The 25,264-nt window shown below is 66.0% G+C and carries 29 protein-coding genes; 23 read left to right on the top strand and 6 right to left on the bottom strand.

Annotated features, from left to right (window positions below; all coding sequences use genetic code 11):
- Positions 1-14: 14 nt before the first annotated feature.
- The 6 genes from K369_RS02360 (at position 15) to K369_RS02335 (ending at position 4,250) form a co-directional block, all read left to right on the top strand.
- Positions 15-425 carry an iron-sulfur cluster assembly protein gene (locus K369_RS02360; RefSeq protein WP_174242402.1) on the top strand — a complete coding sequence of 137 codons (411 nt, stop codon included), beginning with the start codon at positions 15-17 and terminating at the stop codon, positions 423-425.
- A gap of 15 nt (positions 426-440) precedes the next feature.
- Positions 441-866: a VOC family protein gene (locus K369_RS02355; protein WP_036286997.1), complete on the top strand. Its 426-nt coding sequence runs from the start codon at positions 441-443 to the stop codon at positions 864-866.
- 57 nt (positions 867-923) lie between these two features.
- Positions 924-1,292, top strand: a complete 369-nt coding sequence (locus K369_RS02350) for an iron-sulfur cluster assembly accessory protein (RefSeq protein ID WP_084570391.1) — start codon at positions 924-926, stop codon at positions 1,290-1,292.
- A gap of 162 nt (positions 1,293-1,454) precedes the next feature.
- On the top strand, positions 1,455-2,522 hold the full coding sequence (gene purM, locus K369_RS02345; protein ID WP_036286994.1) for a phosphoribosylformylglycinamidine cyclo-ligase: 1,068 nt from the start codon (positions 1,455-1,457) through the stop codon (positions 2,520-2,522).
- Positions 2,519-3,172 carry a phosphoribosylglycinamide formyltransferase gene (gene purN / locus K369_RS02340; RefSeq protein ID WP_036286992.1) on the top strand — a complete coding sequence of 218 codons (654 nt, stop codon included), beginning with the start codon at positions 2,519-2,521 and terminating at the stop codon, positions 3,170-3,172. Before purM ends, purN begins: the two co-directional genes overlap by 4 nt.
- A 367-nt stretch (positions 3,173-3,539) precedes the next feature.
- Positions 3,540-4,250 (top strand): glutathione S-transferase family protein, encoded by a 711-nt coding sequence (locus tag K369_RS02335; RefSeq protein WP_036286990.1) that lies wholly within the window; start codon positions 3,540-3,542, stop codon positions 4,248-4,250.
- A gap of 1 nt (position 4,251) precedes the next feature.
- On the opposite strand, the gene ndk is transcribed toward K369_RS02335, so the two are convergent.
- Complete coding sequence (ndk, locus tag K369_RS02330) at positions 4,252-4,674, bottom strand: nucleoside-diphosphate kinase (RefSeq protein ID WP_018265267.1); 423 nt, start codon at positions 4,672-4,674, stop codon at positions 4,252-4,254.
- 209 nt (positions 4,675-4,883) lie between these two features.
- On the opposite strand from ndk, the gene tpiA reads away from it, so the two are divergent.
- From tpiA to K369_RS02300, 6 genes are all read left to right on the top strand, one after another.
- Positions 4,884-5,642 (top strand): triose-phosphate isomerase, encoded by a 759-nt coding sequence (gene tpiA, locus K369_RS02325; protein ID WP_036286985.1) that lies wholly within the window; start codon positions 4,884-4,886, stop codon positions 5,640-5,642.
- Positions 5,643-5,742: 100 nt separating this feature from the next.
- On the top strand, positions 5,743-5,973 hold the full coding sequence (locus tag K369_RS02320; protein ID WP_036286982.1) for a hypothetical protein: 231 nt from the start codon (positions 5,743-5,745) through the stop codon (positions 5,971-5,973).
- A gap of 57 nt (positions 5,974-6,030) precedes the next feature.
- Positions 6,031-6,381 carry an HIT family protein gene (locus tag K369_RS02315; RefSeq protein WP_036286979.1) on the top strand — a complete coding sequence of 117 codons (351 nt, stop codon included), beginning with the start codon at positions 6,031-6,033 and terminating at the stop codon, positions 6,379-6,381.
- 232 nt (positions 6,382-6,613) lie between these two features.
- Positions 6,614-7,702, top strand: coding sequence for a 3-deoxy-7-phosphoheptulonate synthase (locus K369_RS02310; protein WP_036286976.1), 1,089 nt, complete (start codon positions 6,614-6,616; stop codon positions 7,700-7,702).
- A 106-nt stretch (positions 7,703-7,808) separates the two neighbouring features.
- Complete coding sequence (locus tag K369_RS02305) at positions 7,809-8,021, top strand: hypothetical protein (protein WP_036286973.1); 213 nt, start codon at positions 7,809-7,811, stop codon at positions 8,019-8,021.
- 81 nt (positions 8,022-8,102) lie between these two features.
- Complete coding sequence (locus K369_RS02300; protein WP_051948799.1) at positions 8,103-8,411, top strand: hypothetical protein; 309 nt, start codon at positions 8,103-8,105, stop codon at positions 8,409-8,411.
- A 15-nt stretch (positions 8,412-8,426) separates the two neighbouring features.
- On the opposite strand, the gene K369_RS02295 is transcribed toward K369_RS02300, so the two are convergent.
- Positions 8,427-8,657 (bottom strand): hypothetical protein, encoded by a 231-nt coding sequence (locus K369_RS02295; protein WP_036286971.1) that lies wholly within the window; start codon positions 8,655-8,657, stop codon positions 8,427-8,429.
- Between the two features lie 184 nt (positions 8,658-8,841).
- On the opposite strand from K369_RS02295, the gene K369_RS02290 reads away from it, so the two are divergent.
- A complete protein-coding gene (locus K369_RS02290) occupies positions 8,842-9,288 on the top strand; it encodes a four-helix bundle copper-binding protein (RefSeq protein ID WP_036286969.1) in 447 nt (148 codons plus the stop codon).
- Positions 9,289-9,292: 4 nt separating this feature from the next.
- Here the strand turns inward: K369_RS02290 and K369_RS02285 are convergent, their stop codons facing one another.
- From K369_RS02285 to K369_RS02270, 4 genes are all read right to left on the bottom strand, one after another.
- A complete protein-coding gene (locus K369_RS02285; RefSeq protein WP_051948796.1) occupies positions 9,293-10,684 on the bottom strand; it encodes a carbohydrate porin in 1,392 nt (463 codons plus the stop codon).
- A 72-nt stretch (positions 10,685-10,756) separates the two neighbouring features.
- On the bottom strand, positions 10,757-12,208 hold the full coding sequence (locus tag K369_RS02280; protein ID WP_245278059.1) for a TadE/TadG family type IV pilus assembly protein: 1,452 nt from the start codon (positions 12,206-12,208) through the stop codon (positions 10,757-10,759).
- A gap of 5 nt (positions 12,209-12,213) precedes the next feature.
- Positions 12,214-12,702, bottom strand: coding sequence for a pilus assembly protein (locus K369_RS02275; protein WP_245278058.1), 489 nt, complete (start codon positions 12,700-12,702; stop codon positions 12,214-12,216).
- A gap of 95 nt (positions 12,703-12,797) precedes the next feature.
- Positions 12,798-13,358, bottom strand: a complete 561-nt coding sequence (locus K369_RS02270; protein ID WP_051948895.1) for a TadE/TadG family type IV pilus assembly protein — start codon at positions 13,356-13,358, stop codon at positions 12,798-12,800.
- Between the two features lie 205 nt (positions 13,359-13,563).
- Between K369_RS02270 and K369_RS02265 the strand changes: the two genes are divergently transcribed.
- The 10 genes from K369_RS02265 to K369_RS02220 all read left to right on the top strand — a co-directional run bounded on the left by K369_RS02265 (position 13,564) and on the right by K369_RS02220 (position 25,257).
- Complete coding sequence (locus K369_RS02265) at positions 13,564-14,151, top strand: polysaccharide biosynthesis/export family protein (protein WP_036286961.1); 588 nt, start codon at positions 13,564-13,566, stop codon at positions 14,149-14,151.
- Positions 14,152-14,247: 96 nt separating this feature from the next.
- Positions 14,248-15,606 (top strand): outer membrane beta-barrel protein, encoded by a 1,359-nt coding sequence (locus K369_RS02260; protein ID WP_036286959.1) that lies wholly within the window; start codon positions 14,248-14,250, stop codon positions 15,604-15,606.
- Positions 15,607-15,744: 138 nt separating this feature from the next.
- Positions 15,745-17,235, top strand: a complete 1,491-nt coding sequence (locus tag K369_RS02255; protein ID WP_036286956.1) for an O-antigen ligase — start codon at positions 15,745-15,747, stop codon at positions 17,233-17,235.
- Positions 17,236-17,256: 21 nt separating this feature from the next.
- Positions 17,257-19,497 (top strand): polysaccharide biosynthesis tyrosine autokinase, encoded by a 2,241-nt coding sequence (locus K369_RS02250; protein WP_036286953.1) that lies wholly within the window; start codon positions 17,257-17,259, stop codon positions 19,495-19,497.
- Positions 19,494-20,120 (top strand): hypothetical protein, encoded by a 627-nt coding sequence (locus tag K369_RS02245; protein WP_036286950.1) that lies wholly within the window; start codon positions 19,494-19,496, stop codon positions 20,118-20,120. The genes K369_RS02250 and K369_RS02245 overlap by 4 nt, the downstream gene beginning before the upstream one ends.
- Positions 20,117-20,983 (top strand): ABC transporter permease, encoded by an 867-nt coding sequence (locus K369_RS02240; protein WP_036286945.1) that lies wholly within the window; start codon positions 20,117-20,119, stop codon positions 20,981-20,983. Before K369_RS02245 ends, K369_RS02240 begins: the two co-directional genes overlap by 4 nt.
- Positions 20,983-22,269, top strand: coding sequence for a polysaccharide ABC transporter ATP-binding protein (locus K369_RS24385; protein ID WP_051948789.1), 1,287 nt, complete (start codon positions 20,983-20,985; stop codon positions 22,267-22,269). The genes K369_RS02240 and K369_RS24385 overlap by 1 nt, the downstream gene beginning before the upstream one ends.
- Positions 22,266-23,435, top strand: coding sequence for a glycosyltransferase (locus K369_RS02230; protein ID WP_036286943.1), 1,170 nt, complete (start codon positions 22,266-22,268; stop codon positions 23,433-23,435). The genes K369_RS24385 and K369_RS02230 overlap by 4 nt, the downstream gene beginning before the upstream one ends.
- Complete coding sequence (locus K369_RS02225; RefSeq protein WP_036286941.1) at positions 23,429-24,388, top strand: glycosyltransferase family 2 protein; 960 nt, start codon at positions 23,429-23,431, stop codon at positions 24,386-24,388. Before K369_RS02230 ends, K369_RS02225 begins: the two co-directional genes overlap by 7 nt.
- Positions 24,385-25,257: a glycosyltransferase family 2 protein gene (locus K369_RS02220; protein WP_036287662.1), complete on the top strand. Its 873-nt coding sequence runs from the start codon at positions 24,385-24,387 to the stop codon at positions 25,255-25,257. The genes K369_RS02225 and K369_RS02220 overlap by 4 nt, the downstream gene beginning before the upstream one ends.
- Positions 25,258-25,264: the final 7 nt, after the last annotated feature.

Below are 25,264 nucleotides of genomic sequence, written 5' to 3'. Positions count from 1 at the left end.
AAGGAGACAGAATCGTGACCAAGACCGATGACGCGGTGGAGCCGCAGGAAGTCGTGACCGGTCGGGAGCTGACGCGGGAGGAGCAGCAGCCCCTGCCCGCGGGCCGGTCCAAGGAAGATGTCGAGCGGCTGACGCAAGGCATCATCGCCGCGCTGAAGACCGTGCAGGACCCTGAGATTCCTGCCGATATTTTCGAGCTCGGCCTCATCTACAATATCGACATCACGCCCGAGGACGTCGTCTATATCGACATGACATTGACCGCGCCGGGCTGCCCCGTCGCCGGCACGATCGTCGAGCAGGTGCAGAGCTCGGTGAGCTTGGTGCCGGGCGTGATGGCCGTGATCGTCAAGCTCGTCTTCGAGCCGCCATGGGATCAGAGCCGCATGTCGGACGAAGCCCGCATGACGCTCGACATGTGGTGAGAATGAGGAGATCCGATGGAAGCGCCCGCGCCGAAAATCGACGGGTGTCTCGAAACGGCTCTCTATGTCGAGGATTTGGCGCGCGCCTCGCGTTTCTATGAGGATGCGCTCGGCCTCGAGCCCATGTTCGCCGATCAGCGGCTGATCGCCTATGATTGCGGACCGCGCAGCGTGCTTCTACTGTTCGCGCGGGAAGCGATGGGCGAGGCGGTGGTTCTGCCGGGGGGCGAGATACCGCCGCATGAAGGTCGCGGGCGCTTGCATTTCGCGCTCGCGATCCGGCCCGAGGATCTCGGCCTGTGGGAGCGACGGCTCGCGGAGAAGAATGTGCCGATCGAGGCGCGGATGCAGTGGCCGCGCGGCGGGCGGAGCCTTTATTTCCGCGATCCAGACGACAATCTCGTCGAGCTGGCGACGCCGGGCATATGGAAGAATTATTGATCGCGACGTCTGGCCGCGCATCCACGCGGAAGATGAAGGGATGTAGGGAGCGAACAGATGAACGTCATGAGCCTCAGCGACTCCGCGGCGGAGCGCGTGCGCGGCCTGCTCGCCGGCGCCGAGAACGCCAATATCGGGCTGCGCATCTCGGTGGAGAAGAGCGGCTGCGCCGGCATGGCCTATAAGATGGAGCTGGCCGAGCCCTCGCCCGGCGACGAGGTGATCGAGGAAAAAGGCGCGCGCGTCATCGTCGCCGGCCAGGCGGTCATCTATCTGCTCGGCACGCGCATGGACCTCGACGTGCAGCAATTCTCCTCGAGCTTCGTGTTCCAGAATCCGAACCAGACCTCGGCCTGCGGCTGCGGCGAGAGCGTCGAGCTCAACCCGGTCGATCCGAGCGCCGTGGAGAAGCATGTGGCCGGCTGAGCCCGGGAATCAGATGCGAGCCTGAAGGCTCGCGGTCCAATGTGCGCCCTGGACCGCGAGCCTTCAGGCTCGCTCTATCGGCCGGCCGGTCCGCAAAACGGATTGCGCCGGGCCGCGTAAGGCGCTAGGCCGCAGGCTCGAAATCGAGCGCGGGATATCGCAATGGCGGCAGGACAAAAAGGTCTCACTTACGCCCAGGCCGGCGTCGACATTGACGCTGGAAATCGGCTGGTGGACCTCATCCGTCCCGCCGTGCGCGCGACGCGCCGGCCGGGTGCGGATGGCGAGATCGGCGGCTTCGGCGGCCTCTTCGATCTCAAGGCGGCGGGCTTTACCGATCCAGTGCTGGTCGCCGCCAATGACGGCGTCGGCACCAAGATCAAGATCGCCATAGAATCGGGCCTCCACGGCACGATCGGCGTCGATCTCGTCGCAATGTGCGTCAATGATCTCGTCGTGCAGGGCGCGGAGCCTCTGTTCTTTCTCGACTATTACGCGAGCGGCAAGCTCGAGCCGGATGCGGCGGCTGCCGTCGTCTCGGGGATCGCCGCCGGCTGCGTCGAGGCCGGCTGCGCGCTGCTGGGCGGCGAGACGGCGGAAATGCCGGGCCTTTATTCCAAGGGCGACTATGATCTCGCCGGCTTCGCCGTCGGAGCCGCCGAGCGCTCGCGCCTGCTGCCGCGCGCCGAGGTGAGGGAAGGCGATCTCCTGTTCGGCCTGCCCTCCTCCGGCGCCCATTCCAACGGCTTCTCGCTCATCCGCCGCATCGTCGCCGAGTCGGGCCTCGCCTGGGACGCCCCCGCGCCCTTCGCGGCCGGGCGGACGCTGGCCGAGGCGCTGCTCACGCCGACGCGCCTCTATGTGAAGCCGCTGCTGGCGGCGCTGAAGCGCAGCGAGAAAATCCTCGCCCTCGCCCATATCACCGGCGGCGGCTTTCCCGACAATCTGCCGCGCGTGCTGCCCAAGGGATTGGGCGCCGCGCTCGATCTCGGCGCATTTCGGCCGCCGCCGGTCTTCTCCTGGCTCGCGCTGACGGGCGGCGTCGCGGAAGCCGAAATGCTGCGCACCTTCAACTGCGGAATCGGCATGGTCGTGGTCGTGGCCGAGGACGGCGCGACGGAAGCCGTGACGGCGCTGCGCGAGGCCGGCGAGACGCCGATCGCCATTGGCGAGATCACATCGGCGGGCGACGGGCCGCGCGTCGTCACGCGCGGGACGCTGCCGCTGTGAGCCGGCGGCTGCGCACGGCGATCCTCATTTCCGGGCGCGGCTCCAATATGGACGCGCTGATCGAGGCGGCCCGCGCGCCGGATTTTCCGGCCGAGATCGCGCTGGTCGTCTCCAATCGCCCGGAGGCCGCAGGCCTCGCCAAGGCCAAGGCGGCCGGAATCGCCGTCGCCGCGGTCGATCACAAAATCTACGCCGGCCGCGAGGAGTTCGAGCGCTCGCTGCAAATCGTGCTGGAGACGCATCGAATCGACTTTCTCTGCCTCGCCGGCTTCATGCGGCTGCTGACGCCCTGGTTCATTGGCCAATGGCGGGGGCGCATGCTCAATATTCACCCGGCGCTGCTGCCCGCCTTTCGCGGCCTGCACACGCATGAGCGGGCGCTCGCCGATGGCGTGAAAATCCACGGCTGCACCGTCCATTTCGTGGTTCCGGAAATGGACGAAGGGCCGATCGTCGCCCAATCCGCCATCTCCGTGCTCGATTCCGACACGCCCGACAGTCTCGCGGCGCGCGTGCTCGAGCAGGAGCATTTGCTCTATCCGCGCGCGTTGCGCCTCGTCGCTTCCGGCGCCGTCAGGGTCGAGGGCAATCGCGTTGTCGGCGTGAGCCCATCGCCGCAGGCGGCGCTCGCCGTCCCCTCCTCCGGCTGATCCTGCCGCGGACATCCGGCGCCGTTGCGAAAGCCATGGCCGAAGGGATAGGAAGCGCCGCCCTTGCACGGGCTCGGAAGCGCGAACCAGCAGAGATAAACGCCGATAGCCAAAAGCTTTGCGAGGCCGAGCGCGCCGTCGAAGGGCGTCGCTACGAGCAGAATCGTGAGCGCCAGCAGGCCTGCCGCCCTCGCCCCCCAATAGACCCAGCGTTTCGTCATCAGATCGCCCTTGCCACCGTCATGCGGATCAGCCCCAATGTTAACGCAAAGATACGAGACTTACTAATCTTTGTCGGTCACGAATATGATCTTTGCAGTTTCTCGATCATATTCTCGAAGCGGCTTCCGCAGAGAGGTTTTCGACAATGATAAAATTATACTCGTTCGGTCCTTATTTCGGCCTCCCGGATGCAAGCCCCTTTGTGCTCAAGACCATGGCGCTGCTGAAATTCGCCGGACTTCGCTATGTCGAGGATCATTCCGGCTTCGGCCGCGCGCCCAAGGGCAAGCTGCCCTTCATCGACGACGAGGGGACGATCGTCGCCGATTCGACCTTCATCCGCCTCTATCTCGAAAAAACCTATGGCATAGATTTCGACGCCGGCCTCACGCCCGAGCAGCGCGCCGCCGGCTGGGCGATCGAGAAAATGCTGGAGGAGCATTATTACTGGCTGCTGGTGCAGGCGCGCTGGATCGACGACGGCAATTTCGCGCGCGGGCCGGCGCAATTCTTCTCGCGCGCGCCGGCGATCGTGCGACCGCTGGCCAAAGCGCTGATCCGCAAGAAGATCGCCCGCACGCTCACGGCGCAGGGCCTCGGCCGTCATACGAATGAGCAGCTCGCCGAACTCGGGCGGCGCGACATAGACGCGCTCTCCACCCTGCTCGGCGACAAGCCCTATCTCTTCGGCGCGGCGCCTAGCGCGGTGGACGCAGCCGCCTTCGCCATGGTGACGCAGACGCTGATTTCCGAGCTCGTGTCGCCGCTCCGCGATGCGGTGGCGAGCAAGCCGAATCTCGTCGCTTATCGCGACCGGCTGCTCGCCGCCTATTTTCCGAGCTATGCCGCCGGCTGACTCAGCCGACGATCTCATTGCCGGAGAAGAACTGCGGGATCTCGATCGCCGCCGTCTCCGGCGCGTCGGAGCCATGCACGGAATTCTCGCCGATGGAGACGGCGAATTCCTTGCGGATCGTGCCCGGATCGGCGCTCGCCGGATTGGTCGCGCCCATGACGGCGCGATATTTGGCGATGGCGCCTTCGCCTTCCAGAACCTGGACGACGACCGGGCCGGAGGTGATCGATTCGATCAGCTCGCCGAAGAAGGGGCGCTCCTTGTGGACGCCATAGAAGGTCTCGGCCTGCGCGCGCGTCAGCTGGATGCGCTTCTGCGCCACGATGCGGAGCCCAGCGTCCTCGATGAGGGCGTTGATCTTGCCGGTAAGATTACGCTTGGTGGCGTCCGGCTTGATGATGGAGAATGTGCGTTCGATCGCCATGGGCGCGTCGTCTCGTCGAGTTCGAGGATGGGATTTTAGATCGCGGCGCTTATAGCCGTCGACCGGACGCCCGGCAACCCGGCGCGAGCGGCGACAATTTTCCATTCGGCCGCAACCGCGCGGCGTCGCGACGAATTGCCCATGGCGGCGAGCGCTGATATGGCCAGAATTGCTCGCTTCATCGCTCTATTTGAGAGGAACGCCCGGACATGCCTTTCACGCCGCGCCCGCTCGTCGCCGGAAATTGGAAAATGAACGGGCTTTCGGCGTCGCTCGGCGAGATCGAAACCATAGCCGCGCGCTATGACGCCGCCTTGCGCGAGAAGGTCGAGCTGGCGATCTGCCCGCCCGTCACTCTGCTGGAGCGCGCGGCGCGCATTCTCGCCGGCGCGAAAATCGCGCTCGGCGGGCAGGACTGCCACGAAAAGCCGAGCGGCGCGCATACGGGCGATATTTCCGCCGAAATGCTCGCCGACGCCGGCGCGTCTTACGTGATCGTCGGCCATAGCGAGCGGCGCGCCGACCATGGCGAGGGCGATGCGCTGATCCGCGCCAAGGCGGAGGCGGGCCTGCGCGCCGGGCTCACGCCCATCGTCTGCGTCGGCGAGACGCGCGCCGAGCGCGACGCCGGCCGCGCATCCGCGATCGTCGAAGCGCAGCTGGGCGGCTCGCTGCCGCGCGGCATCGCGCCGGACCATATCGTCGTCGCCTATGAGCCCGTATGGGCGATCGGCACCGGCCTCACGCCGACGCCTGTCGACGTCGCGGAGATGCACGCCGCCATCCGCGCCCGGCTCACCGCCCTCTTCGGCGCCGGCGCCGAGGCGACGCGCATTCTCTATGGCGGCTCGGTGAAGCCCGCCAACGCCCCCGAGCTGCTACGCGTGAAAAATGTCGATGGCGCGCTCGTCGGCGGCGCCTCTTTGACTGCGAAGGAGTTTCTGGAAATCGCCGAAATCTATCGCTGACCGGCGATAGTCTCGCAATCGTTTCGCGATAGAGTCTCGGCGCGTAAGGGCGTCTTCGTCACTTTTTCATTCGCTTTCATTGCTCGCGAGGAGATTTTCAATGTCCTACACGCTCATCGTCGCGACCTTCGTCGTCACTACATCGCAGGCCGCCGGCGCAGTGGCGACCAACTCCATTCCCGGCTACGCCACGGAGGAGAAATGCGTCGAGGCCGCGCGCAAGCTGCAGCCGCGCGCTTCTCTCGGCATAGCCGCGGAAGGCAGGGAGAACGGCACGCCGCTGAACACGCGCATGACCGGATATTCGGGACTCTGCGTGCCAGCGCCTTGAGCGGCGTCGGCAGGGCGCACAACGACCCGCGACGAGGCGGGGAGCGAAAGAAAAGCCATGGTCTCCTGTCCCTTCTGCTCGAGGCATTCGCTCGCGCTCCTCGGCGAGAATGGGCTCGCTTTCGCGATTCGAGACAAGTTCCCGGTGCGCCCTCTCCATTCGCTGATTGTCACGAAGCGGCATGTCTCCGATATTTTCGAAGCGACGCCCGACGAACGTGAAGCATTGCATCGGATCGCCGCGGAAATCCGCGCGGCGATCCGCCTCCTCGACCCGAACGTCGAGGGCTTCAATTTCGGCTCGAATATCGGGATCGCGGCGGGGCAGAAAATCTTTCATGCGCACATCCATTTGATTCCTCGACGATCGGGGGATACGCCGCCGCCTCCGGCGCGACCGGACCCATAGAACGCCGGCGCGTCGCGGTTGACTCGCCTCCCCCGCTCCGCTTAACTCTGCCGCCATGACCCTCGTCCGCTCTGCGCGCTACTACTGGTATTTTAGCTATCCTGCGCCGGCGGCGACGGGAGGCGAGCGCGTGTGAGCAAAAGACGCGAAGCCTGAAAACCCCGAGAGCCGCCAGTCCCGCTGGCGGCTTTTTTGTTCCGCGGCGCGACGCAAAATAAAAAAGGAACCCGCCGTGCCGACAGAGACCGACGACCTTCGCATCGTCAAGATCACCGAATTGAGCCCGCCCGCCGAGATCATGCGCGAGCTTCCGCGCAGCGATAAGGCGAGCGCCGTCGTGCTCGGCGCGCGCGCCGCCCTGCGCGAGATTTTGCGCGGACGCGACGATCGCCTCGCCGTCGTCATCGGCCCCTGCTCGGTCCATGACCCCGACGCCGCGCTGGAATACGCCCGCCTGCTCGCCGAGGCCAAGCGCGAGCTCGGCGACCGCCTCGAGATCATCATGCGCGTCTATTTCGAGAAGCCGCGCACCACGGTGGGCTGGAAGGGCCTCATCAACGACCCGCGTCTCGACGGCAGCTTCGACATAGAGGCAGGCCTGCGCCTCGCGCGGCGGCTGCTGCTCGACGTCAATGAGCTCGGCCTGCCCGCCGGCTGCGAGTTCCTCGACATGACGACGCCGCAATATATCGCCGATCTCGTCGGCTGGGGCGCGATCGGCGCGCGCACCACGGAGAGCCAGGTGCATCGCGAGCTCGCCTCCGGCCTCTCCTGCCCGGTCGGCTTCAAGAACGGCACCGACGGCAATGTGCGCATCGCGCTCGACGCCGTGCTCTCCGCCTCGCAGCCGCATCATTTCCTCGCCGTCACCAAGGACGGCCGCTCCGCTATCGCCTCGACCAGCGGCAATGAGGACTGCCACATAATTCTGCGCGGCGGAAAGACGCCCAATTACGACGCCGCCAGCGTCGACGCCGCCGCCAAGGAGGCGGAGAAATCCCGCGTCTCCCCCTATCTGATGATCGACGCCTCGCATGCCAACAGCAGCAAGAAGCCCGAGAATCAGCCCGCCGTCGTCGAGGATGTGGCGCGGCAGATCGAGGCCGGCGAGCGGCGCATCATCGGCCTGATGATCGAGAGCCATCTCGTCGCCGGACGGCAGGATATCGTCGCCGGCAAGCCGCTCGTCTATGGCCAGAGCGTCACCGACGGCTGCATCGACTGGGCGACCTCGCTCGCCGCGCTGCGCCGGCTCGCCGCCGCCGTGGAGCAGCGGCGCGCCTCAGGCGGAGCGTCCACGGGGCTCGCCGCGAGCGCCTGACCCCGCGACGATCCGCCGCAGCGCCCTGGGACCGCCCCATATGCGACACAATTAGGGCGCGACGGCGGGAGCGGGGCTCGGCCCGCCTGCGAGAGGAGTCGACGTCATGGAAATTTCTCTGGAACAGGCCGTCGAGATACATGCGCGGGCGCTCACCCGCCGGCTGCGGCGGGACGCGCCAACCAATGCGCGCGCGCGCGCCGCCGATCTGCAAACGGCCGGCGACAGCGACGGCCATGGCGTTTGGCTGCGCGTCGCCGAGACCGCCGAGCGTCTGCTGGGCGAAAAGGACCGCGCCGAGGCTGCGCCGAATAGGTAGATTCCACGATAGGAACTGTCACAAAAGGTCATCGTCGTCGGTTTAGCGCTCTGCGGCAGAAACGAGTCGTGGAGCCGACCGATGATGCAGATTGCCGAAATGCTGGCGCCGAGCGGCCTCGATCCATTGCCGCTCGCCCGAGTCGCCCCTTCGAAGGCGCATGAGCGGACGCTGGCCAGCTATCTCCTCAACAGCCATCGCGGAGCCGCCGCCGTGCGCGATATTCTCATCGCGGATATTCGCGGCTTCGTCGATCTCGGCCAATCGCGCGCCGCCGCCGATCTTCTGGTCGTGCTGAGCATGCTGCTGGCGCGCTGGCCGGAGACGCGCCGGCGCGCGCCGCGTCCACTGGCCTGGGACACGGCGGCGCCTTCGCCCCGCGACGTCTGAGCCCGAGCTGGCAATTCAGGCGCGCGGCTCCGATTCGAGCGCGCGCGTCAGCTCGCCGATGATGCGCTCGACCAGCGCATTCTCAGCGTCGAAATAGGCGCGCTCCTCGCGCTCCAGCTCATCGAACTCCTCGGGCTCGCAAATCTCCTTGCGAATGTCGCAGAGCCGCTCGAAGCGTCGGCGCAGGCTGCCGACCAGCGCTTCGGCGTCGCTGCGCGCCAGCGTGAGCATGATATTCGGCTCCATCTCCTCCTCCCCTTTTATCGTTCCCGCCCTCTGTCGCCAGAAATGGCGTTCGACGAACGCGCGCGCAATGAAACGGTGGTCCAGCCCGCGAGAAAAGGATTGAAGCTTATGTATAATGCGCCAGTTAGAGCAGAACTTTCTCGCCCAGGGACATTTCCCGACCAAAGCGAAAGGATGGCTCCCCATGGAACGTCGTGAATTCGTCGCCGCCGCCGTCGGCGCGGCCGCCGCCCTCTCCGCCACGCGCGCGCTGGCCGAGGATCAGACCGCCGATCCGCATGCCGGGCACATGATGCATGGGCCGAAATTTCAGGCGCTGATGAAGACCAGCGCCGAATGCGTCTCCACCGGAAATGAATGCTTGCGCCATTGCTTCGGCATGCTGTCGATGAACGACGCCAGCATGGCCGGCTGCACCAAGGCCGCCTTCGATCTCGTCTCCGCCTGCGCCGCGCTCGAGTCGCTGGCGGCGGTGAACTCGACCTTCACGCCGACGCTGGCGAAGGCGGTGGGCGACATATGCATGGCCTGCAAGAAGGAATGCGACCGCTTCCCGCAATATTCGGAATGCACGGCCTGCGGCGACTCCTGCAAGGCCTGCGCGGACGAATGCCGCAAGGTCTCCGTCTGAAGTCTCAATAGCGAATGAGCGTGCGCAGACCGACGACCAAGGCGCTGCGCAGGCTCCTGACTCCATTCGGGTCGCGCGGGTCTGCGATATTGCCGCCGGGGCGGCGGATATATTGCAGATCCGGCTGCAGCGTCCAACCGGGAACGAGGCTCGCTATATAGGTCGCCTCGACCAGCGCCTCACCGGAGCGAATGGGCGCGAATTGATTGCCGAAAGCGGCCGTATCGCGATCGAGCCCACGCGCGCCATTGGAAACGCGCGCATAGCCGACGGCGACGCCGAAGAGATCATCCGGCCGCGCCGGCGCGCCGCGGAAGGAGACGCCGGCGTCGGCGTAGAAATTCACCAGATTGCGATCATTGGGCGCGGCTTCGGCGCGCGCGAAAGCGCCGGCGCCGCCCGCCTCTGATTTGAAGATCTGCTGATCGACCAGCGCATAGAGGCCAAAATTTCCGCGACGGCGCAATGGAACGCCGACGCTCGCGGGATCGGCGAGCGAAAGTCCGTCGGCGCCGAATCGCTCATCGGCGAATGCGCCGAAATGCCGCCAGCCGCCGATCTTGGCGACGCCCGGCAGATCGTCCACCGCATATTTCCATTGCCCCTCGCCGATGACGAAAGGCGCGTCCTTCAGACGAAAGCGCAAGCCGTCGGCATTGCGTCGCTGCGGATCGGGAGACTCGAAAGCGCCTTGCGGCCCGGCGGGATCGCCGTCGAAGACCGCGGCGAGAAGAGCGAAGCGCTCCGTCTCCCATTTCGCGCGCGCGCCGAGACTGGACAGCGGAAATGCGGCTCCGCCGGCGGGCAGATCGGCGATGGCCAGCGCCGGCCAGCCGAAGCTGTTGTTGACGAAAATCTTCGCCGATGCGCGCGTCATGAATTCCTGATCCGCGCCCATCTGGCCGAGGCGAATGGAGGCGCCCTCGGCGACGCTCTGCTCGAGCCAGGCCTCGAAGAGACGGGTCGTCGGAGTCGCCTCTATATTGCTGACCGGCATCAGCGCGCCCGTGTAGAATTGATCTATGCCCCGTCCATGCAGCTGCGAGGCGTTGGCGTGGAAGACGAGGCCCGAAAAGCCGAAAGCCTTGTCGAGATCGGCGTCCAAGGAAACGCGCAGCTTGCCGTCATAGATCGTTCCGCGCCGCAAGCCGCCAGAGACATCCGAGAAAGTCTCGCCGATATATTTGAGGCCGAACTCGAAGCCGCGCGCCGCGAGCGCATCGCGCGCCGCCGCGGGCTGCGCCAGAGTGTCGGGAAGGCTCGCTGCGACGGTCGGCGGATTGTCGCTCTGCGGCGTCGGATCGTGATGATCGCCGCCGCGCGCTGCAGCGGCCTCCGCGAAGACCAGCGCGGCGCATGTCGCGCCGAGGCCGATAATGATCCGAAGCGCCCGCATTCTCGTCCTTCGCACATTCTCCGCGCCGAAGCGTAAAGGCCGCGACGCGGGAAATCAACGCGAGCGCGGCCGTTACTTAGTAAGATGAGAAGCGGAGGAAACGGCGTTCAAGAACAGGGTCGACAGCGCCGAGCTGATGTCGCCGCCCGTGTTGACCTCGAAGAAGAGGTCGGGGGAAGAAGCGCAGCTCTTCATATTGTCGGCGATCTGCGATGCGAAGGTGGCGACGGTCCCCTGATAGAAGCCATTGCTCGGCACGGGATAATAGGTCGTGTAGAGAACCGCGATCCGAATTCCGCGGTTCTTGATCGTCGTGCAGAAGGATGTATCCACGGGCTGCAGGCAACGATAAAACGAGCCATAGGCGTTCGAATAGTTCCAATTCAGCGACGTCGTGCAGGTTCCGCTGGAATAATAGCTCGCATCGATGACGCCGTCCGTCACCAGCATCAGCACTTCCTGCGGCTTGTCGCCGGCGACGCGGGCGCCATTGCCGGGCGCAGGCATGGTCGCGTTCAATCTGGTGAGCGCCTGATTGAGATCGGTCATCGCATCATTGGTGTTCAACGCGCCGCCCGTCGTGACCGTGTCGTAGGTCGAGCTGCTGGTCGGATAGGTGTACGACATATTGGCCGCGAGCACATTGTTCGAATCCATCAGCGGCGGCGTCATCGTCCCGATATTGGACTGGATGTGGCTCACATTGCCGCTCGTCGTCGGGATGAGATTCTGCATCATCGTCACGCCGTAATTGAAGCTATAGGCCGCGAGGCGATAGGTCGCGCCATTGGAGGCCATCGTCGATTGCGCGGTCGTGGCGAGGCTCATCGCCGCGTCCCGAACATTGTCGATGCGCAGCTTTATTCCGTTGTTCTCGGCGTAGGAATAGCTGTCGATCGTTCCCCAGCCCGGATAATGCGTCGAATATTCATTGTCGCTGACATTTTTTTCATGGCAGGCGAAGGCGCATCCGAAGGCGTTCATCGCCGTCACGCCCGCCTGCGTGGCGGGCAGCTCCATAGACGGCGAATTGTCGAGCAGCAGATAAAAATCGATATTGCGGGCCGTCGTCGCGCTCGCCGAGGCGGTCACCGTTATGTTCGATGTCCGCAAGCCGTAGAAGGCGCCGAAGGAATTCTGCACCTTCGTCGTATAGGTGACCGACACGCTGCGTGTCATGGAGCCGGGCGCAGGATCGTCGCCGCCGTCGACCTCGAGACTGGCGGCGTCATAGGTCACTCGCGTGATCTGCGTCATCTGAGCGGCGAACATCGTCCTCGCCGCCCCCTTGGCGACGGTCCAAGACTTCAGCATCATCGGCGGCGTCGTCGCCGCGAGCGCGGCGGCGTCGGCGGCGGCGTAGAGCTGCGTCTTGATGCGCCCGGCGTTCGCATAATCGATGGCGCCGCCGGCGGCGATCATCAGAGGAATCGCCGTCAGCGCGAATATGATCGCGACATTGCCTCCTCGATGAGCGAAGAATTTGCCGAGAGTCCGAAACATCATCATGCGTCGCGCGGCCATTTCGTTCAATTCACCCGGGGCACGGATGAGGTGATGCGGGGGTTGATGTAGAATGTGTAGCGGATCGGCACTGCGGGGATCATTTTGGCGCCGAAGGGCGGCGTGTAATTATAGCGCACATAGGCGTAGATCAGCGACGTGTTCATCTGCGCCATGCCGGTCGGAAGCACGAAGGGCGAGCCATCGACGAGTTTCGTCGTGTTGAGCGGCTCGTTCCACGTGATCGTCGTATTGCCAGACCCATCGGTCGTGAGCTCGGCAAGTATGATCGTCAGATTGACGGTCGAGAAAGGCGCGATGATTTGCGTGGACGCGTTCAATATCGTCGTGAGATCGGCGGTGGACACGCTCGCGCGCCGCGCGACGAGATCCGTCAACGCGCGGCCGGTGATCGCCACCTTGCGGCTGATGGTGATCGCCTCGCCGAGCGTGAACTCGCTGACGAGGATCAGCACGGCGATCGGAATCATCAATGCGAATTCGACCGCGATCATGCCGCGCTCATCGCGCCGAAGCGCGCCGGCGCGCCGGCCGGCGTTCGACGTCAAGCGACTGAGACAGCGCATTCGCAATGGGCCTGCTCCAATGCTTACGAATAGGGCTCGACCTGGAATACGGCGGTCGCCATCAATAGACGCCTGCCATTCGGCAGATTGGCGAGATTGAATCCGAGCGGTCCGCCGACGACAGGAAATTGATAGATCACGCGCAGCACGAGAACGCTGCCGACGCCGCCGGTCTGGAATTTCCAGCTATTGGTGACATTGCCGCTGGAATCATAGGTGAGGACGGGCGCCGAAGTATCGACAGAGGCGAAAGCGCTCGCCGTCTGCAGATCGACGATCAGCTGCGTGCAGGTAAAGAGCGCCGTCAGCCCGCCGCAGACCTTGGTCTTGAATTGCTCCCGGTCGAGTCCGCCCTTCTGCACCTCGCCGGTAAGAAGCATGCGCGCCGATTTCTCGACGGCGGATTCCAGCTCCTGCTGCGCGAGAAACACCACGCCGACCTGGCAGATCGCGATCAGAATCGCAAACAGCGGAGCCGCGATGAAGGCGAATTCGACGATCGCGGCGCCCCGACGACAGGCGAGCAGCCCCGCGCCACGGGCGCGCGGCTTCGCCGCTCCTTCGTCGATGTCCTCGCTGCGCATGCCGATTCTCGCTCCCTGCCGCAGCATGACCGTAGCCGACAAACAAAGAGTTACCAGAGCTCCGCTGATACGCCCGTGTCTGGCCACACGCTCCGCGCTCGCCCCTGAAGAGCGAGCGCGAGAAGCCGTCGTATTGACGCGCCGCGCACGGGGCACTTATCTACTGCGGCTTCGCGCCATCTCAGGACGAGGACATTCGAGATCGATGTCGTTTTTCCGTTCCGCCGGCCTCTGCCTCTCGCTCTCTCTCCTGCTCATGGGGTGCGACGGCGGCTCCAACCTCGGTCCTGTCTCGGCGGAAGAGCGCGAGGCGCTGATTCGCACTGCGGCGACCACCGCGCCGAATCTGCAGCCCGGCGAGAAAATCCGCGTCACCGTCTTCGGCGAGGACCGCCTCTCCGGCGAATATGAGATCGATCCCGCCGGCTTTATTTCGTTGCCGCTGGCCGGCACGGTGAAGGCGGCCGGCTTCAGCAAGCCGCAGCTCGAACAGGAATTGGCGAAAAAATTCCGCGGCGAGTATCTGCGCAATCCCAAGGTGACAGTCGATGTCGCGAGCTTTCGCCCCTTCTACATCATGGGCGAGGTCGGCAAGCCCGGCGAATATTCGTTCAAGAGCGGACTCAATGTGATGAGCGCGATCGCGCTCGCCGGCGGCTCGACCTATCGGGCCAGCAGATCGACCGTGCTCATCCAGCATGTGGGCGAGCAAGGGTTCAAGGAATATCCGCTGGCGCCCACCATTCCCGTGCTGCCCGGCGATCTCGTGCGCGTGCCGGAGCGCTATTTTTGACGGCGCCGCCCAGCGCCTCGCCCCGAGGAACTAAGGGGCGCAGGCTTGACTGCGGGCGCGTTTCACTTACAAGCTGAACGCCTTCGAGAGGGCGTTATGAAGAGCAATTTGCTGCCGAATGGCGTCGCGGCGGGGATCGCGCTCATAATTTCCGCCGGTTCCGTCGCCCGCGGCGAGGAAATTCCGGCCGGCGTCACCGCCATGGGTCCAAGTCCCGAGGAAGGCCTCGCGATCGACGGCTGGATCGTCTATCCGTCCCTCTTCATCGGCTCCGTCTTCAACGATAATATCTACTCCACCGCCACCGATCGGCGCTCGGCCATCGGCGTGCGCGTGCGGCCGTCGGTCCAAGCGGGCCTCGACAATGGCCTGCACAAGACCACCGCCTATGTGAGCGCCGACGCGCAGTTCTATCCGGGATTGGGTACGCAATTTCGGCTGTCGCCGACGCCGACGACCGATGTCGATCCCACCAATGTGGCCGGCCGCGCCGGGATCAATCACATTTGGTCGCCTTTCAGCGACCTCAACGTGTATCTTTCCGCTGATTACACGCGGCAGAGCGGTCTCTTCGGCTCCAATTTCGGAGCCACGGCGCCCAATGTCACTGTTCCGACCGGCTATACAGTCTCGGCCTCGCAGCAATTCTCCAATCAGATCACCGGCTCCCTCGCCGTCGAGAAGAAGATTGCCGATTGGTTCGTGCGCGCGACGACCGGCGTGCAATATGTGTCCTACGACAGCCGTCCCATCGCCTCGCTCGCCGCGAGCGGCGATGCGCAGAATGGATTGAGCTATCGAGCCTCGCTGCGCGGCGGCATGTGGCTCTCGCCGATGTTCTACGGCTTCGTGGAGCCGACGCTCGATCTGCGCCGCTACGACAGCTCGATCTCCGACACCAATGGCTATCGCATCGTCGGAGGTTTCGGCTCGGAGCTCATCAGCCTGTTCCGCGGCGAGGTCTATGGCGGCTATCAGAGCCAGTCCAGCGTGCAGAATTTTCCCGGCGGCGAGGTCACAAAGCCCGCCTTCGGCGCGCGGCTGCATTATTATCCGACGCCCTATCTGACATTGACCGCGACGGTCGATCAAATGCTCGCCGCTGCCGCCGCGCCGACAGCCCTCGCGGGCCGTCTCGGCCAATGGTCGCCGGCGACGCTCAACACGCAATCCAAGCTGCAGATCGACTACGCTATCTCCCCCTTCTGGACCGCTTATGCGCGCGGCGGCTATGGCGAGACCCGCTGGACCAACTCGCCGCGCGCCGACACCGTGTGGGCGGCCGGCGGCGGCATTAGCTACACATTCTGGCGCAATATCGCGATCTCGCTGGACTATCAGCTTCAGAAGACCAGCTCCAATGTGAGCGGCGTCTTCGGCTCGATCGGCTATTCCACGGCCAGCTGGGGATTTACGCAGAATGTCGTGTCGGCCGGCGTGACCTATCGTTATTGAGCGCGCCGCGCCAAAGAGAGCCGGTCGCGCCATGAATCGCCCCGGCCTCGACCCGCCCTCATTCGTGGCGATATGATCTCCCCTCCGCAACCGCGCCTTTGGGGTGAAAAGCGCCGCATTCACCCCGAGGGCGGCAGCATGGACAAGCGCCTTTTGCATAAGCTCGCGCCCTTTTCGCGGGAGTCCTCGCTCCCGACCGAAAGCTTCCGCGAGCCGGCGCGCGGATTTTTCGCCGATCTATGGGGGGAAGACGGCTTCGAGGCGCTTCTCCTCCTCGGCCTCGTGGCCGGATTGGCCGTCGCGCCCTTTTGGCTCGGCGGCAATCGCTTGCCAGCCTGGGGCATGAACGGGCTGTATTTTCCGGCGCTGGTCCTCCTCTTCGAGCTCGGCGTCCTGCTCGCCGGCCGCCGCCACGCCGTATCGATCAAAGCCATCGCAGGTCCGGCGGCGCTCTTCGGCGCGGCGCTGCTGTGGATTTGCGTGCAGGCTTCCCCGCTCGCCTCTGGAGGGCTCGCGCATCCGATCTGGAGCATGGCGAGCGAGGCGCTGGAGCGTCCGCTCGACGGCGCGATCTCGGTCGACCGCGGCCAGACTCTCGTCTTCCTGCTCCGCCTCGTGACGACGGCCAGTGTCTTCTGGCTGGCGCTCCAATTGTCGCGCCGCTCGCATCGCGCGCATTTTCTGCTTCGGGCGATCGCGGTCATCGTGGCGGCCTATTCCGCCTATGGGCTCTTTCTGTCGGCCTTCTTCTCGGCGACGATTCCGTTTTTCGACGCGCCCGCGCAAGGCCTTTTCGTGCGCTCCACCTTCGTCAACCGCAATAATTTCGCCACCTATGCGGGCATAGGGCTGGCGACGACGCTCACGCTCCTCATTCCGCTCGCCGATCGCGACGCCCCGCGCGAAGCGGGCTCGCTCGCCGCGCGGCTGGCGCGGCGGCTGGAAGCGGCAGGCCTCGCCGGCTGGCTCCTGCTGGCGGCGGCTTTCGTGATCTTCGTCGCTCTGCTCGGCACAGTGTCGCGCGGCGGCATTCTGGCGACGATTCTCGCCGCCAGCGCCCTGCTCGCCCTCGCCTATTCGCGCGGCCGGCGCGGCGGAGAAAACGCTGGAGCCGTCGCCCTCGCCGTCACAGGGCTCGCCGCGACGATATTTTACTTCGGCGATCTCATCATCCGCCGCGCGCTCGACTCCGGCCTCGACGATGGCGGACGCCTCGCCGTTTTCTCTATTGCGCTTCGCGCCATTCTCGACACGCCGCTGCTGGGCTATGGATATGGCGCCTTCGCCACGCTGTTTCCGCTCTATCGCGACCGCTCGATTCCGACCGCCGATATATGGGACAAGGCGCATAACGCCTATTTGGAGGCATTCTTGGGGCTCGGTGTCGTCTTCGGCGCGGCGCTCATCGGCGCGCTTTTCTGGCTCGCGGCGAAATGCGTCGTCGGCGCGACGACGCGACGACGGGCCTCGGCTCCCGCGGCGGCCGCCGCCGCCTGCTCGCTGCTCGTCGGCGTCCATTCTCTCGTCGATTTCGGCGTTCAGATAGAGGCCGTGGCGCTCACCTACATGGCCATTCTCGGCGCCGGCGTCGCGCAGGCCGAGAGCTCGCGCCTCTCCCTCTCCGACTAGCCCCCCTGGAAAACGCATTCGATGTTGAAACGTCTCGAGACACAAAGGGAGGCGCCCGCGTCGGCCGAAGCGGAAGCCGGCTTCGATATCCATGGCTATGTCAATTTCGTCTGGCGCCAGTGGAAGCTGATCGCCGGCGTGACCTCGCTTTTCCTGCTCGTCGCCGCCGTCGAGACGGCGCGCACGACACCGCTCTACACCGCCTCGGCGCAGCTGCTGCTCGATCCGCATAAGGAAAAAGCCGGCGGTCAGGACGCGATCATGACCGACGCCGCCCTCGATCTGCCGACGATCGAGAGCCAGATCGCCATCATCAAATCCAGCGCTCTGCTCCGCCGCGTCGTGGAGAAGGAGCGGCTCGTCGAGGACGCGGAATTCGGCGCGCGGACCCGCGGCGGCGGCGGCGGCCTCCTCGACCGCCTGCGCGAGCTGCTCTCTCGCAATGCGCCGCAGCAGGCGCCCGCCAGAACGATCGCCTCCGCGCTCGGCGGCCCTCCCGAGACGGTCGCCACGGTCGAGAACGTCAAGCAGGCGGTGGCCGTGGCGCGCGCCGGCCAAGCCTATGTGATCAACGTCTCCTTCACCTCCGCGGACAAGGAGAAGGCCGCCAATCTCGCCAATGCGATCGCCGACGCCTATGTCGTCGACAAGCTCGACGCGCGTTTCGAGGCGGCGCGGCGCGCCTCCGCCTGGCTGTCCGATCGCCTCGTCGAGCTGCGCCAGCAGCTGCGCGAGTCGGAGGAGGCGGTGGCGCGCTTTCGCGCCGAGAATAATCTCAGCGGCTCCACGCCCGGCGCGACGCTCAATCAGGATCAGCTCGCCCAGCTCAACGGCCGTCTCGTGCAGGCCCGCGCGGAGACCGCCGAGAAGAAGGCGCGGCTCGACATGCTGCAAAAGCTCGAGGCGCGCGGCGGCGGCATAGCGCAGCTGCCGGACGTCTCCAGCGGCGCCAGCGCGGAGCTGCGCCGACAGGCGAGCGACCTCTCGCGCCAGGAGGCGGAGCTGCTCGCGCGCTACAATCCGAGCCATCCCTCCGTCGTCAATCTGCGCGCGCAGATCGCCGATGTTCATCGCGCCATCGCCGCCGAGTCGCAGCGCCTCGCCGCCAATATTCGCAATGAGCACGAGCTGGCGAAAGCGCGGCAGGAGGCGATCGAGAAGACGCTGCGGGAAGTGACCGGCGCCAATGATCTCGACAATACGAAGGCCATAACGCTGCGCGAGCTGGAGCGCACCGCCGCCGTCAACAAGAGCCTGTTCGAGGATTTTCTGCAGCGCGAGCGCGTGACGCAGGAGCAATCGACCTTCGAGGCGCGCGACGCCCGCATCATCACGCCGGCTCTGGCGCCGGTGACGCCGACCTCGCCAAAGCCGCTTCAATCCCTGCTCGTCGCTCTCGTCCTCGGCCTTATGGCGGGCGCGCTCGGCGCCTATGCGCTGGAGATGCTCAACGCCGGCTTCGCGACGCCGCGCGAGATCGAGGATTTCCTCGCTCTGCCGCTGCTCGCCTCCATCTCGCGCATGGATCAACGCGAGCTGTCGGTGAACGGCTCCGTCGTCTCCATTCCCGAATATCCGCTCGCCAAGCCGCTGTCGCGCCTCAGCGAGGCGCTGCGCTCGCTGCGCAGCGCCATACAGATGAGCGACGTCGACCATCCGCCCAAGGTCCTGCAATTCACCTCGACCATTCCCGGCGAGGGCAAATCCACGCTCGCCATAGCGCTCGCCGGCTCGGCGGCGCAATCGGGACAAAAAGTGCTCGTTATCGACGGCGATCTGCGTCGTCCCTCGGCGTCACGCTATTTCGGCGCCGATAAGAAGCTCGGCCTCGTCGATTGTCTTATCGGCGCGGCGGAGCTGCATTCTGCGCTCGTCTACAATGAAACATTGAAGCTCTGGTTTCTCCCGGCCGGCGGCAAGACGCAGAACCCGCCCGATCTGCTCTTGTCCGAGCGGCTGCGGACGCTGGTCGCGAGCCTGCGCGAGCAATTCGATCTCATCGTCATAGACACCCCGCCCATAGGGCCGGTCGTCGATCCTCTCATCATCTCCAATCTCGTCGACAAGGTGATCTTCATCGTGCGCTGGTCGTCAACGGCGCGCGAGATGGTGGCGCATTCGATCGAGCGGCTGTCCGGCCACAAGAAGGTCGCCGGAGTGGTGTTCAATCAGGTGATCGACTCCAAGGCGCAGAAATACGGCAAGCACGCCTATTCCTATTATTACGGCGGCCGCTACTACAAGAAATACTACGCCGAATGAGCCGCGTCGCGACCGCCCTCGTCATCATCGCGCTCTGCATGGCCGCCATGGCGGCGGCCGCGCGAGTCCTCTCCTTCGGCCTCGCCGATCTTTCCGCCGAGGCGAGAACAGCGCGAAAAACCCTCGCGCCTTTCCTCGACGATCCATTGGTCGGAACATTGGCGCGCGCGCGGCTGCTCGAGCTCGACGCCAACGCGAGCGACGAGCAGCGGCGCGAGCGCGCGCGCAATCTGCTGACCCGCGCCCCGCTCTCCGGCGGCGCATGGCTCGCTTATGCGCAGGCCGGATTCGAGACCGAGGAGCCGATGGCGAAGGTCGAGCGCGCGCTTCTCATGTCCGCCCTCGTTGGTCGCAATGAAGGCTGGCTGATGGCGCGGCGCGCCGCTTTCGCCATTCCGCTCTGGCCGCAGCTCTCCGCCGCCGCGCGCCGCAGCGTTGTCGACGATCTGCTCGGCGGATGGGTGGGCGCGGCCGGCGCCGATCGCGAGGCGCTCGTCGCCATCGTCTATCTCTCGCCGGACCAGACAAAGACCGAGATGCGCGAGGCGCTGCTGCGCGTCGGCGCCGCGGGCCAGACGATCATCGTCGAAATCGGCCTCACGCCCGCGGCGAGGGAAAGATGAGCCCGATGGACGTGCGCGCGACGGCCTCGATACGCGACGACGCGCGCAGGCCCATCGCCATCATAGAAGCGCGCTCCGGCTGGCGCCTCTATGATTTTCGCGAGGCCTTCGCCTATCGCGAGCTGCTCTATGTGCTGGCCCTGCGCGATCTCAAATTGCGCTACAAGCAGACCGCGCTCGGCGCCGCCTGGGCGCTGCTGCAGCCGCTGACGATGATGATCGTGCTCTCCATCGTCTTCGGACGTCTCGCCGGCCTTCCGTCCGATGGCGCGCCCTACCCCGTCTTCGCGCTGGCGGGCCTATTGCCCTGGACCTTCTTCGCCAATGTCGCGCCGACGGCGGGCGCCTCGCTCGTCGCCTCGTCCAACATCGTCACCAAGGTCTATTTCCCGCGCCTGCTGATTCCGTTGTCCACGGCGGGCGCGCCGCTCGTCGATCTCGCCATCTCGTCGCTGCTGCTCTTCGCCGTCATGGCCTGGAACGGAGTCGGCCTGTTCTGGAGCCAGCTCGCGGCGCCCTTCTTCGTGCTCGGCGTCGTCATCGCGGCGCTCGGCGTCGGCGTGCTGCTGTCGGCGCTCACCGTCGCCTATCGCGATTTTCGCCATATCGTGCCCTTTCTCATCCAATTCTGGATGTTCGCCTCGCCGGTCGCCTATCCGGTCTCCCTCGTTCCCGCGGAATGGCGCTGGCTCTATTTCCTCAATCCCATGGCGGGCATGATCGACGGCTTCCGCCACGCGCTCATCGGATCGCCGCCGGACGCCTTCGGCGTCGTCGTCTCCGGCGCCTCGGCGCTCGTGATCTTCTGCCTCGGCGTCGCCTATTTCGCGCGCGTCGAGCGCGGCTTCGCGGATATCGTGTGATGCGCGGCGGAATTGCGATCCGCGCCGAGGGTGTGTCCAAGCTCTATCGCATCGGCGCGCCGGCGCGCGCCTATCGCACGCTGCGCGAGGCGCTGATCGAGACCGTCGCCGCGCCTTTCGCGCGGCTGCGCGGCCGCGCGCGCGCGAGCGAGGCGGACACGCGCTTCTGGGCGCTGCGCGACGTCTCCTTCGAGATCGCCGAGGGCGAGATCGTCGGCGTCGTCGGCCGCAATGGCGCCGGCAAATCCACTTTGCTGAAAATTCTCTCGCGCATCACCGATCCGACGCAAGGCCGCGTGACGCTCGCGGGCCGCGTCGCCAGCCTGCTGGAGGTCGGCACGGGATTTCACCCCGAGCTGACCGGCCGCGAGAACATCTTTCTCAACGGCGCCATTCTCGGAATGCGCCGCGCCGACATTGCGAAGCGCTTCGACGCTATCGTCGATTTCGCCGAGATCGAACGCTTCATCGACACGCCGGTGAAGCGTTATTCGAGCGGAATGTATGTGCGCCTCGCCTTCGCCGTGGCCGCCCATCTCGAGCCGGACATTCTCGTCGTCGACGAGGTGCTCGCCGTCGGCGACGCGCGCTTTCAGCAAAAATGCCTCGGCAAGATCGACGAGGTCTCGCGCAAAGGCGGCCGCACGGTTCTGCTCGTCAGCCATAATCTCGCGGCGGTGAAGAGTTTCGCGACGAGCGGCCTCGTCCTCGACCGCGGACGGCTCGTGCTGCAGGGCGGCGTGGACGAGGCCATCGCCGCCTATGGCAGGCTGCAGCAGGACGGCGGCGTCGATGAGGCCGAGCGCGACTGGGGCGCCGGCGCGCATACGCGCATACGCTCGGTCGAGCTGATCGGCGACGACGGCCCGACGCGCGTCTATCTGCCGGGGACGCCGCTGCGGCTGCGCATCATTCTCGACACGGACGGAACCCCGGGCCTCTCCGTCGATGTGTTTCTCGCCAATGCGCAGCGCGCGCGCATCGCGCTCTGGTCGTTGAGCCATTTCGACGCCATGTCGCTGCCCGCAGAGCCCGGCTGCTATGAGCTGACGATAGAGGCCGCGCCGATCCACCTCGCCTCGGGACAATATTGCATCGATGTCGCCACGGCGGTGACGATGGTGAATTGGGATCACCAAGTCTATGAGGCGATCGCCTTCGAGACGCCCTTCTCCAATGTCGGCGGCGGCAGCTGGGACTTCAGGCAATCCTTCGGATTCGGCTTCGTTGCTCTGCCCTCGACGACGCCGCCCAAGCTCGCGCGGCTCGGCGAGAGGCGCGCATGAATCTCCTCTATTGCGGCTGCGCGCCGGTCGAGCGCTCCTGTCACGGCTCGCTGTTTCTGTATCGCCTGCTCGAATCGTGGCCGGCCGAAAATCTGCGGATCGTCGAGGGCTATCTCGGTCCCTCCGACCCGGCGCGCCGCCTGCAGGGCGTGCGCTATGCGGGATTGACGCGCAAGCCGCCGCGCCTGCAATTCACACGCTTCGCGCCCTATTTCGAGGCGGCGGTCGAGCGCTTCGCTCCCTATGACGCCCCGCGCGTGCAGCGGCGCGTCGGCGATTGGCGCGTGGACGCCGTCGTCACTGTGGGGCAGCATCATTCCTGGCGTGCGGCGGCGGCCTTCGCGGCGCGGCGCGGCCTGCCGCTGCATCTTATCATGCATGACGATTGGCCGCGCACCGCTCTGCACAACGCGGCGCATGAGCGCGCGCGCGAGCGCTATTTCGGCGAGGCCTATCGCAACGCGGCGTCGCGGCTCTGCATCTCCGCGCGAATGGCGGAGGACTACGCCGCTCGCTATGGCGCGGCGGGCGATGTGCTGCCGCCCTTCCGCGCGCGCGAGGCGACGCCGCCATCGCCGCAGGCGCGGCCGGAGCGTCCCTTCACGCTCGCTTTCGCGGGCAGCGTTCATTGGCCGGGCCTCGCGGCGGCGCTGCGCGATGCCGCCGCGGCCATGGCCGCCATCGGCGGACGCCTGCTGATCTTCGGACCGCTCAGCGCGGCGGCGGCGCGATCCATCGGTCTTTGCGACGCCTCGACCATCATCGGCGGCATGATCGCGGGGCAAGATTTTCTCGCCGAGCTGACGGCGCGCGCCGACGCTCTGTTTCTTCCCTTCTCTTTTTTCGAAAACGAGCGGCGCGCCATGCGCCTCTCGTTTCCGAGCAAGCTCGTCGATTACACGCTCACGCGCTTGCCGATTATTCTCTATGGCCCGCCCGACTGCACGGCGGCGGAATGGTCGCGCGTCAATGGCGACGCGCTGCTGCATGTCGAGACGCCGGATGTGGCGGCGCTCGCCGCGGCGCTCGCGGCATTGGCGCGCGATCCTCCGCTACGCCGACGCCTCGGCGAGACGGCCGGCGCTGCGGGCGACCGCGATTTCTCCTATCGAAGCGCTCAGGCGAAATTCGCTGCGGCGCTCGGGCTCGGAGAAGCGCGATGCTAGAGGCCAGCGACGCAGCGCCGACGATCAGCGCGATCGTGCCGACCTATGGCCGCGCGCAATCGCTGCGACGGCTTCTCGAAACCCTCTCGACGCAGACGCTCGCCGTTTGCGAGATCGTCATCGCCGACGGCGGCGGCGATGCGGAGACGCGCGCCGTCGCCGAGGACCCGCTCTGGCGCGCGCGCGGCCTCGCCATCCGCCTCCTCGCCGTCTCGCCGCCCAATGCCGTGCGGCAACGCCGCGCCGCGATCGAGGCGTCGCGGGGAGCGCTGCTGCTGCTGCTCGACGATGATGTCGCGCTCGAGAAAGATTGCGTCGAAGAGCTGGCCCAGGCGCTCGCATCGCGGGCCGACAGCGTCGGCGTGATGGCGAATATGAGCAATGACGGCTGGCCGCCGCCGACCCGCGTCTGGCGCTTCGTGCTACGCCGCCTGCTCGGCTTTCGCGAAGGCGAATGGCAAGGGCGCGTCATCGGCCCGCTGCTGCGCTACGGCTTCTCGCCGGCTCCGGCGGATATCGCCGAGATCGAATGGATCGGCGGCGCCGCGGCGATGATCCGACGTTCGGCCTATGTGGCCGCCGGCGGCTTTTCCGATTTCTTCCTGCATCGCTGCACGATGAGCGAGGATGTCGATCTCTCCTTGAAGCTTCACCGCTTCGGCGCGCTCTATTTCGCGCCGCGCGCGCGCATCGCGCATTTTCACGCGCCGGGCGGGCGCGTCTCGGCGCGGATCGCCGCCGAGGACGACATATTCAATCGCTATATGATCCTGCGCCGCACGCTCGGGCGCTCGCGCGCGCATGCGCTCTCGCTCATCGTCGCTTACGCAATTCTCGAATCTCTCGGCTCGACGCTACGGCTGCTCGGCGCCGCGGGGCCGCTCTCGCGCGAGATTTTGCGCGGGCGCGCGAAAGGCCTCGCCCGCATCGTCGCCGGATGGGCGGAACGATGAGCGAGCCGCCGCAGATCACCGCGACCGTGGCCGCCTTCGCGCGCGTCGCGCAGACATTGGACACGCTGCGGCGGCTCGAGGCCTGCCGTCCGCCGCCGGCCGAGATCATCGTTCACGTCGACGCCGCGCGGCATGATTGCGCCGATGCGGTGCGCGCGGCTTTTCCGGCGGCGCGCGTCATCGTCAGCGAGACGCGCGTCGGACCGGGCGGCGGACGCAGCCGGATGACAGAGGCCGCGCGCCACGCGCTCATCGCCGCTTTCGACGATGATTCCTATCCGCTGGACACGGATTTCTTCGCCCGCGCCGGCGAGATTTTCGCGCGCTTCCCCGACCTCTCTCTGGCGACGTCGCAGATCGTCCATCCCGGCGAGACACCGGCGCCGGATCGGCGCGCGCTGCGCGAGACCTGCGGCTTCAATGGCGGCGGCGTTGTGTTTCGGCGCAGCCATCTCCTCGAGGCGGGCGGCTATCTGCCATTGCCGCTCGCCTATGGCGTCGAGGAGGAGGATATGGCGCTGCGCCTCATCGAGCGTGGGCGCCGGCTCGTCTTCACGCCCTATCTGCGCGTGTTCCACAATTCCGATCTCGCGCATCACGCCGAGCCGGGCGTCAATGCGGCGAGCATCGCCAATATCGCGCTGCTCGCCTTTCTGCGCTATCCGCCGCGCTTCTATCCGCTGGCGGCGCTGCAGATCGCCAATCGTGTCTTCTTCTGCCTGCGGATGGGACGCAGGCGCGGCGTCCTCGCCGGACTGGCGATGATCCCGCATCATCTTTGGCGAATGCGCGCGCACAGGCGCCTCGTGTCGAAGGCTGCGGTCGCCGCCAAGCTCGCCTTGCGCAAAGGAGGCTGGAGCGATTTCTGACGCGCAT

Source organism: Methylosinus sp. PW1, from assembly GCF_000745215.1.
GTDB lineage: Bacteria > Pseudomonadota > Alphaproteobacteria > Rhizobiales > Beijerinckiaceae > Methylosinus.
This window is presented reverse-complemented; position numbering and strand designations above follow the sequence as displayed.